The sequence below is a fragment of the Pseudoduganella umbonata genome, from assembly GCF_014192225.1.
Classification (GTDB): domain Bacteria; phylum Pseudomonadota; class Gammaproteobacteria; order Burkholderiales; family Burkholderiaceae_D; genus Rugamonas; species Rugamonas umbonata.
Genome location: NZ_JACHXS010000004.1, coordinates 546,144 through 552,611, shown reverse-complemented (window position 1 = coordinate 552,611; position 6,468 = coordinate 546,144). Strand labels below are relative to the sequence as shown.

Here is a 6,468-nt window from a genome sequence, read left to right as displayed (position 1 = left end):
ACTTGCCGGCGCGCGCCGAAGCCGTCGATCGCGTCGTCGGTGTCGCTGGCGCGCATGCCGTGGAAGCGGATCGCCGGGTTGCCGGGCGTGGCGGGTGCGGCGGCCTGGCTGTCGAAGATCACCAGCTGGTGGCGCGCCTGGCCGTCGCCGGAAGCTTCGGCCTGGTCGTGTTCGAAGCGCCACGACAGGCCTTCGGAGGCCATCAGGCGGACGAAGAAATCGTAGTCGCTTTCGCGGTACTGGGTGCAGACGGGGCGCGTGGCCAGTTCCTGCGTGACGTCGAACGCGAAGCGCAGTTGCGGGTAGTCGGCGAACAGTTCGGTGACGATATCGAGCGCGTTCCTGTCCTGGAAGATGTAGCTGTCGCGGCGCAGGCGCAGCAGCGCCAGTGCCGGTTCCAGGTGCAGGCGGTAGCGCGCCACGCCGCCGTCGGCACCGACCCAGTCGGCGCGGGTGCAGATGCCGTGCCAGGCGCGGCGCGAGTCGTCGGGCTGCAGCAGCGTCACGGTCAGCTCTTCGCCGATGAACGCATCCAGCGCCAGGTCGGTCGACGTGCTGAGCGCATCGACCTCGAATGCATAGCACTCGTTGACCGCTTCGCGGCCGGCAAAGCGTTCGGCCATCAGCGCTTCGGGCAGGCTGGCATCCTGCGCACTGGCCAGCGTGATCAGGCGGGCGTGCTGGGAAAGCCCGGTACCGAAGCGCCCCAGCGCCGAAATAACGGACTGCAGGTCCATCAGGGCAGGGTGATGGTCAGGTTGGCCGCGCGCGGCGCCATCTTGACGACGTCGTGGTGCGCGGCCATCTGCTGTTCGGTGGTTTTGCCCAGCATGGTGCGCAGGCCGATGTAGCCGAGCGCGCAGATCAGCATGAACATGGTGGCCAGCACCCACAGCGGGAAATCGCTGCGCAGCTTGTTGACGATCTGGTCGGGCCGGTCCGCATGGGGCGCGAAGCCGCCGCGCTTGCCCTTCATGTGGGCGATCTCGTCGCCCAGGCGCGAGGTCAGGTAATTGAGCTTTTCCGAGCCTTCGAGCATGTAGCGGCCCTCGAAGCCCAGCAGCAGGCACATGTGGAACACTTCCAGCGCCTGCAAATGCTGGCTGCCGCGCACGCGCAGCGCGTCGAGGCGGTTGTAGAAATTCTCGCCGGCCAGCTGTTCGCCGAACAGCGCCAGTTGCAGCGGCTTCCTGCCCCAGCTGTCGCGGATCGGGAAGCCGCTTTTCAGGATGATCTCGTCCACCGCCGCGCAGAACGCGTATTTGGCGGCATCGATGTCGTCGGCCGACGCGCCCTGTTTGCGGGCGTTGCGGCCGAACTCGTCGAGGAACTGCGTCATCCGGGTGGCCAGGTCGCTGTCGCTTTGCGGCGCGTTGCCGTTCTTGAGCATGAACAGGGCATAGAAGCCGTCATACATCAGGTCGAGGAGCGTCTGCGGCGCCGCCGCGGCGTTGGCCGCGGCGGGCGCGGCGTCCATCAGGGAAGGGGCTGTCATCGTGTTCATCGGACGGGTAAATCCTTGGCAAAACCGGGCAGGTACCGGGAGCTGTTATCCGGATCAAGTAGCGGACCTCACGAGGTCACGGCCACCAGCTCCAGTTTGAGTTCGTTCATGCCGATCGGGACGTAGATCGAGATCGACTGGGCCTTGAGCATGCGTTCGTACATCTGCCCCCTGGCCTCCAGCGTGAAGTACACCGTGTCGGGCCGCACGGGAATCGCGGCCGGCACCTGCGGAGCATGCTGCAGCCGCACGCCCGGCATGGCCGAGAGCACGAACTTGTCGACGTCGTCGGGCGCGCCGACCTTGAAGCGCATCGGCACCGTGTCGACCAGCTCCATGGCCGGCATGGCGGCCGATACGGCCAGGTAGAACGCGGTCTTGTCGTCGATCTTGCCCGAATCGAGCTTGCCGAGGTGGTACGAAGGCCGGGTCTCTTCGAGCGCGATCGCGAAGTAGCGCGACGAGATCACGGTGTCGATCAGTTCGCGGATGATCAGGTGCAGCCGCGCGAAGCCGGGTCCCGGATCGTGGTGCTGGTAGGCCGGCAGGTCGGCCAGCGTCCAGCTTTTCGAGAACGTCATCAGCGCGCCGGCCAGCCCGAGCAGCTGCTCGAACAGGCGCTCCGGATGCAGCGCCGGATGGTGGAAGTAATGCGTCAGCGAGGCGTACGCCGAGCTGGCCGTATGCAGCAGCCAGAACGACGACATGTCGCCGGCGCGGTACTCGATCACGTTGCGGCTCGGTTCGCGGTGGTGGCCGTACAGCGCGCTGACCTTGGCCTGCAGCGCATCGAGCAGGCGGCGCAATTGCTGGGCCAGGACGGGCGCGCTGCGCACCGACAGGGCCGGCGGCATGAAGTCGGGATCGAGCTCGAAGCCGCCGGTGGCCAGCCGGCGCAGGCGCAGCAGCGCGAAGCTGGTGTACGAATCGCGCGGCTCGTATTCGGACACCAGCCGCACCGATTTCCTCAGGTACGCCAGCTGGGCTTGCGCGGCCTGCGTGTACAGGTCCGGCGTGTCGCGGTTGTCCTGCACGTAGCGGGCGCTGTCCAGCAACTGGTCGGGCGGGCAGAAGTTGCCGCCGAAGGGCTTGAAGGCGGGCAGCGCGGCGTAGAACGTCACGTTCTGCTGGCTCTGCAGCATGGCCGACAGGTCGATGCTGGGCGGCAGCGCATCGGCGGCCGGCGCATCGACCAGTTCGCCGTCCTGGAACCGCAGCGACAGCTCGAGCACGCGCAGCACGTTGTTGGCCAGCGCGTCGGTATCCACGCGCAGGTGGTTCACGCCCCATGCGTACGGGTGCACCGTGCTCAGGCTGTGATGCAGCCGATGCTCGTGGTACTGGTCCTGCTGCTGGAAGTGCTGTGGGCGCAGGAAGAGGCCTTCGCCCCATAAAACTTTGCTTGTCATGCGAATCGCTATCCGGTTGATTGCCTATTGACCTGAATCTTAAATTAGCGAAACAATAACACTTTTATCGGGCTTTCTGGAATAGCGCGGGTATCGAATCGTGCGCACATAACTAAAGTGAGAATGTGTGAGATTCGATGGTGTGAGAATTGGGGGCTTGCGCAAAACGTAAAGTGAGAATGTGTGAGATTTAAAAGTGTGAGTATTGGCGCTCGCCGGTCTCTGCAAAGTGAGAATGTGTGAGATTCGGAAGTGTGATTATTCGGACGTGCGCGAATACCAGAAAGTGAGAATGTGTGAGATTCAAATGAGTTCTACTTCATTTAATTTTCTGTTATTGTGCCGCCTATTCCGGTATATTGAATTTAATGCAATTACAACTTGTTACATATGCGGGGATTTTGAATGACCATCAGTAAGCATCTTTCGCGTGTCGGCGCAGCCGCTGCATTGGCCGCGGTTCTTTCCGCCTGCAGCACTACGCCCCCAGCCTTGCCACCTGCGCCGACGTTGCAGGATCTTCTGACGGACGCCAGCAAGGCCGCGGACAGCGGCAACAAGGAGCAGGCGGTCACGCTGTGGAAGCAGAGCGCCGCCGCTTTCCCGTCCGAGAAAACCCCGTGGACGCACATCGCCCAGACCCGCTACGAGGCGGGCCAGTACGGCGACGCCATCCAGGCCGCCCTGGAAGTGCTGGTGCGCGACCCCAACGACCAGCTGGCCAACAGCATCATCGCCATCAGCGGCCTGCGCCTGTCGACCCGCGCGCTGAACGACCTGAGCCGGCAAAACAGCCTGTCCGGCTCGATCAAGACCGAATCGCAGGACCTCGCCAAGCTGCTGCGCGAAAGCCTCGGCGAGACCGTGCTGGTACCACCGCCGCCACCGCCGCCCGCGGCCGTGCCGCAGCGTACCGCCCGCACGGCGAAGAAAACCAAAGGTACCAAATCGGCCGGCAGTTCCACCGCCAGTGCCAATCCTTTCGACGCGCTGAAGTAAGCCTCACTACGACTCATCAACAAAGGAATTCTCATGTCTAAATCAGAAAGTGTGCAAAAGCGCCTGCAGAAAGTCCGGGCCCCGCGGGTGCAGATGACATATGACGTTGAAATCGGCGATTCCATCGAAAGCAAGGAACTGCCATTCGTCATGGGCGTGGTCGGCGATTTCGGCGGCAATTCGGAAGTGGAACAGAAACGCCTGAAGGAACGCACCTTCGTCAATGTCGATCGCGATAACTTCGACGAAGTACTGAAAGGCGTGCAGCCGCGCGCTACTTACCAGGTCGAGAATACGCTGGCCGGCGACGACAGTACTTTCGCCGTGGACCTGAAATTCAATTCGCTGGACGATTTCCGCCCGGAATCGGTGGTGCAGCAGGTCGAGCCGCTGCGCAAACTGCTGGAGGCGCGCACCAAGCTGGCCGACCTGCGTAACAAGCTGGCCGGCAACGACAAGCTGGAAGACCTGCTCAACGACGTGTTGAACAGCACCGAGAAACTGGCCGAGCTGGGCCAGCAAGCCAACGCGAAGAAAGAATGATCATGTCCGCACAACTGAATACCGAAGGCGCTGCCGCCGCCCCCCAGGAGGTCGCGCTGCTCGACCAGATCGTCGAGGAAAGCCGGGTGGCCAGGTCGAGCACCGAGCATGAACGCGCCAAGGACCTGATTACCGAACTGGTCAACCAGGTCATGGAAGGCACCGTGGTGGTGTCGGACAACCTGGCCGCCACCATCGATGCCCGCGTGGCGGAATTGGACGAGCTGATTTCCGCACAGCTGTCGGCTGTGATGCATGCGCCGCAATTCCAGAAGCTGGAATCGAGCTGGACCGGCTTGCACTACCTGGTCAAGAACAGCGTCACGGGCCAGAACATCAAGATCAAGATGCTCAACGCGACCAAGAAGGAACTGGTCAAGGACTTCCAGAGCGCGATCGAGTTCGACCAGAGCACGATGTTCAAGAAAGTCTATGAAGAAGAATTCGGCACCTTCGGCGGCGCCCCGTTCGGCGCGCTGATCGGCGACTATGAAATCACCCGCCAGCCGGAAGACATGTATTTCATCGAGCAGATGTCGCACGTGGCCGCGGCCGCGCATGCGCCGTTCATCACCGCCGCTTCGCCGGAACTGTTCGGCCTGGACAGCTACAGCGAACTTGGCCGCCCGCGCGACCTGTCGAAGCTGTTCGACACGATGGAGTACTACAAGTGGAAGGCCTTCCGCGAGTCGGAAGATGCCCGCTATGTCGGCCTGACGCTGCCGCGCTTCCTGGGCCGCCTGCCGTACAACCCGGCCGACGGCGCCATCACCGACGGCTTCAACTTCGTCGAGCAGGTGGACGGCACCGATCACCAGAAGTACCTGTGGTGCAATGCCGCCTATGCGTTCGCCAGCAAGCTGACCGGCGCGTTCGAGAACTATGGCTGGTGTGCCGCGATCCGCGGCGTGGAAGGCGGCGGCCTGGTGGAAAACCTGCCGACCCACACCTTCAAGACCGACGAAGGCGAAGTGGCGCTCAAGTGCCCGACCGAGATCGCCGTCACCGACCGCCGCGAGAAGGAACTGTCGGACCTGGGCTTCATCTCGCTGGTCCATTGCAAGCATACCGACTACGCCGCCTTCTTCGGTGCGCAGTCGGCGCAGAAGGCCAAGAAGTACGCTTCCGACGCGGCCAACGCCAACGCGGTGCTGTCGTCGCAACTGCAGTACATCTTTGCCGTGTCGCGTATCGCGCACTACATGAAGGCCATGATGCGCGACAAGATCGGCAGCTTCGCCGCTGCCTCCAGCGTCGAGGATTTCCTCAACCGCTGGCTGACCCAGTACGTGCTGTTGGATGACAACGCCAGCCAGGAACAGAAGGCCCAGTTCCCGCTGCGCGAAGCATCGGTTCAGGTCACCGAAGTGCCGGGCCGTCCGGGCGTGTACCGCGCCGTGTCGTTCCTGCGTCCGCACTTCCAGCTCGACGAGCTTTCCGTTTCACTCCGTCTGGTCGCGGAGCTTCCATCGACCAAACCGTAATTCACACATACCACTGAAAGGAACAACATGGCAATCGACGTATACCTGCAGATCGACGGTATCAAAGGCGAGTCCGCCGACTCCGCCCACAAGGACTGGATCGAAGTGAAATCCGTGAACTGGGAAGTGCTGCAGCCGAAATCGGCCACCGCATCGACCGGCGGCGGCCACACCGCCGAGCGTACCGAGCACCGCGACATCGTGATCTCGAAGCTGGCCGACCTGGCAACCCCGCTGCTGCTGCAGAATTGCTCGTCGGGCAAGACCCTGCCGAAAGCAAAGTTCGAATTCCTGCGCGCCGATGGCCAGGGCGAACGCGTCAAGTACTTCGAGATCGAGCTGGAAAACGTGCTGATCTCCAGCGTTGCTCCGTCGGTCGAGCCGGGCGACATCCTGACCGAAGACGTGAAGCTGAAGTACTCCAAGGTTAAGTGGAAGTACACCCAGCAGAAAGTCGGCGGCGGCTCCGGTGGTAACACCTCCGGCGGCTGGGACCTGGCGATCAACAAGGTCGCGTAAGCGTCGCGCA

7 protein-coding genes are annotated in these 6,468 nt (G+C 62.8%); 4 read left to right on the top strand and 3 right to left on the bottom strand.

Going from position 1 to position 6,468, the window contains the following annotated elements; translation table 11 throughout:
* From FHS02_RS14160 to tssK, 3 genes are all read right to left on the bottom strand, one after another.
* The coding region (locus FHS02_RS14160) for a type VI secretion system Vgr family protein (protein WP_183444258.1) at nucleotides 1–737 on the bottom strand (737 nt) is incomplete at its 3' end.
* The gene (gene icmH, locus FHS02_RS14155; RefSeq protein ID WP_137316942.1) at nucleotides 737–1,504 is read right to left on the bottom strand and encodes a type IVB secretion system protein IcmH/DotU; all 768 of its coding nucleotides are present in this window, start codon (nucleotides 1,502–1,504) and stop codon (nucleotides 737–739) included. The genes icmH and FHS02_RS14160, both read right to left, overlap by 1 nt.
* A gap of 68 nt (nucleotides 1,505–1,572) precedes the next feature.
* Entirely contained in the window at nucleotides 1,573–2,919 is a 1,347-nt protein-coding gene (gene tssK, locus FHS02_RS14150) for a type VI secretion system baseplate subunit TssK (RefSeq protein ID WP_137316943.1), read from the bottom strand.
* A gap of 504 nt (nucleotides 2,920–3,423) precedes the next feature.
* On the opposite strand from tssK, the gene FHS02_RS14145 reads away from it, so the two are divergent.
* From FHS02_RS14145 to FHS02_RS14130, 4 genes are read left to right on the top strand one after another with little or no spacing between them, the layout of a single operon-like run.
* Nucleotides 3,424–3,912, top strand: a complete 489-nt coding sequence (locus tag FHS02_RS14145) for a hypothetical protein (protein WP_137316944.1) — start codon at nucleotides 3,424–3,426, stop codon at nucleotides 3,910–3,912.
* Between the two features lie 33 nt (nucleotides 3,913–3,945).
* A complete protein-coding gene (tssB, locus tag FHS02_RS14140) occupies nucleotides 3,946–4,455 on the top strand; it encodes a type VI secretion system contractile sheath small subunit (RefSeq protein ID WP_137316945.1) in 510 nt (169 codons plus the stop codon).
* Between the two features lie 2 nt (nucleotides 4,456–4,457).
* Nucleotides 4,458–5,939 (top strand): type VI secretion system contractile sheath large subunit, encoded by a 1,482-nt coding sequence (gene tssC / locus FHS02_RS14135; RefSeq protein ID WP_137316946.1) that lies wholly within the window; start codon nucleotides 4,458–4,460, stop codon nucleotides 5,937–5,939.
* Between the two features lie 27 nt (nucleotides 5,940–5,966).
* Nucleotides 5,967–6,458 (top strand): Hcp family type VI secretion system effector, encoded by a 492-nt coding sequence (locus tag FHS02_RS14130; RefSeq protein WP_137316947.1) that lies wholly within the window; start codon nucleotides 5,967–5,969, stop codon nucleotides 6,456–6,458.
* Nucleotides 6,459–6,468: the final 10 nt, after the last annotated feature.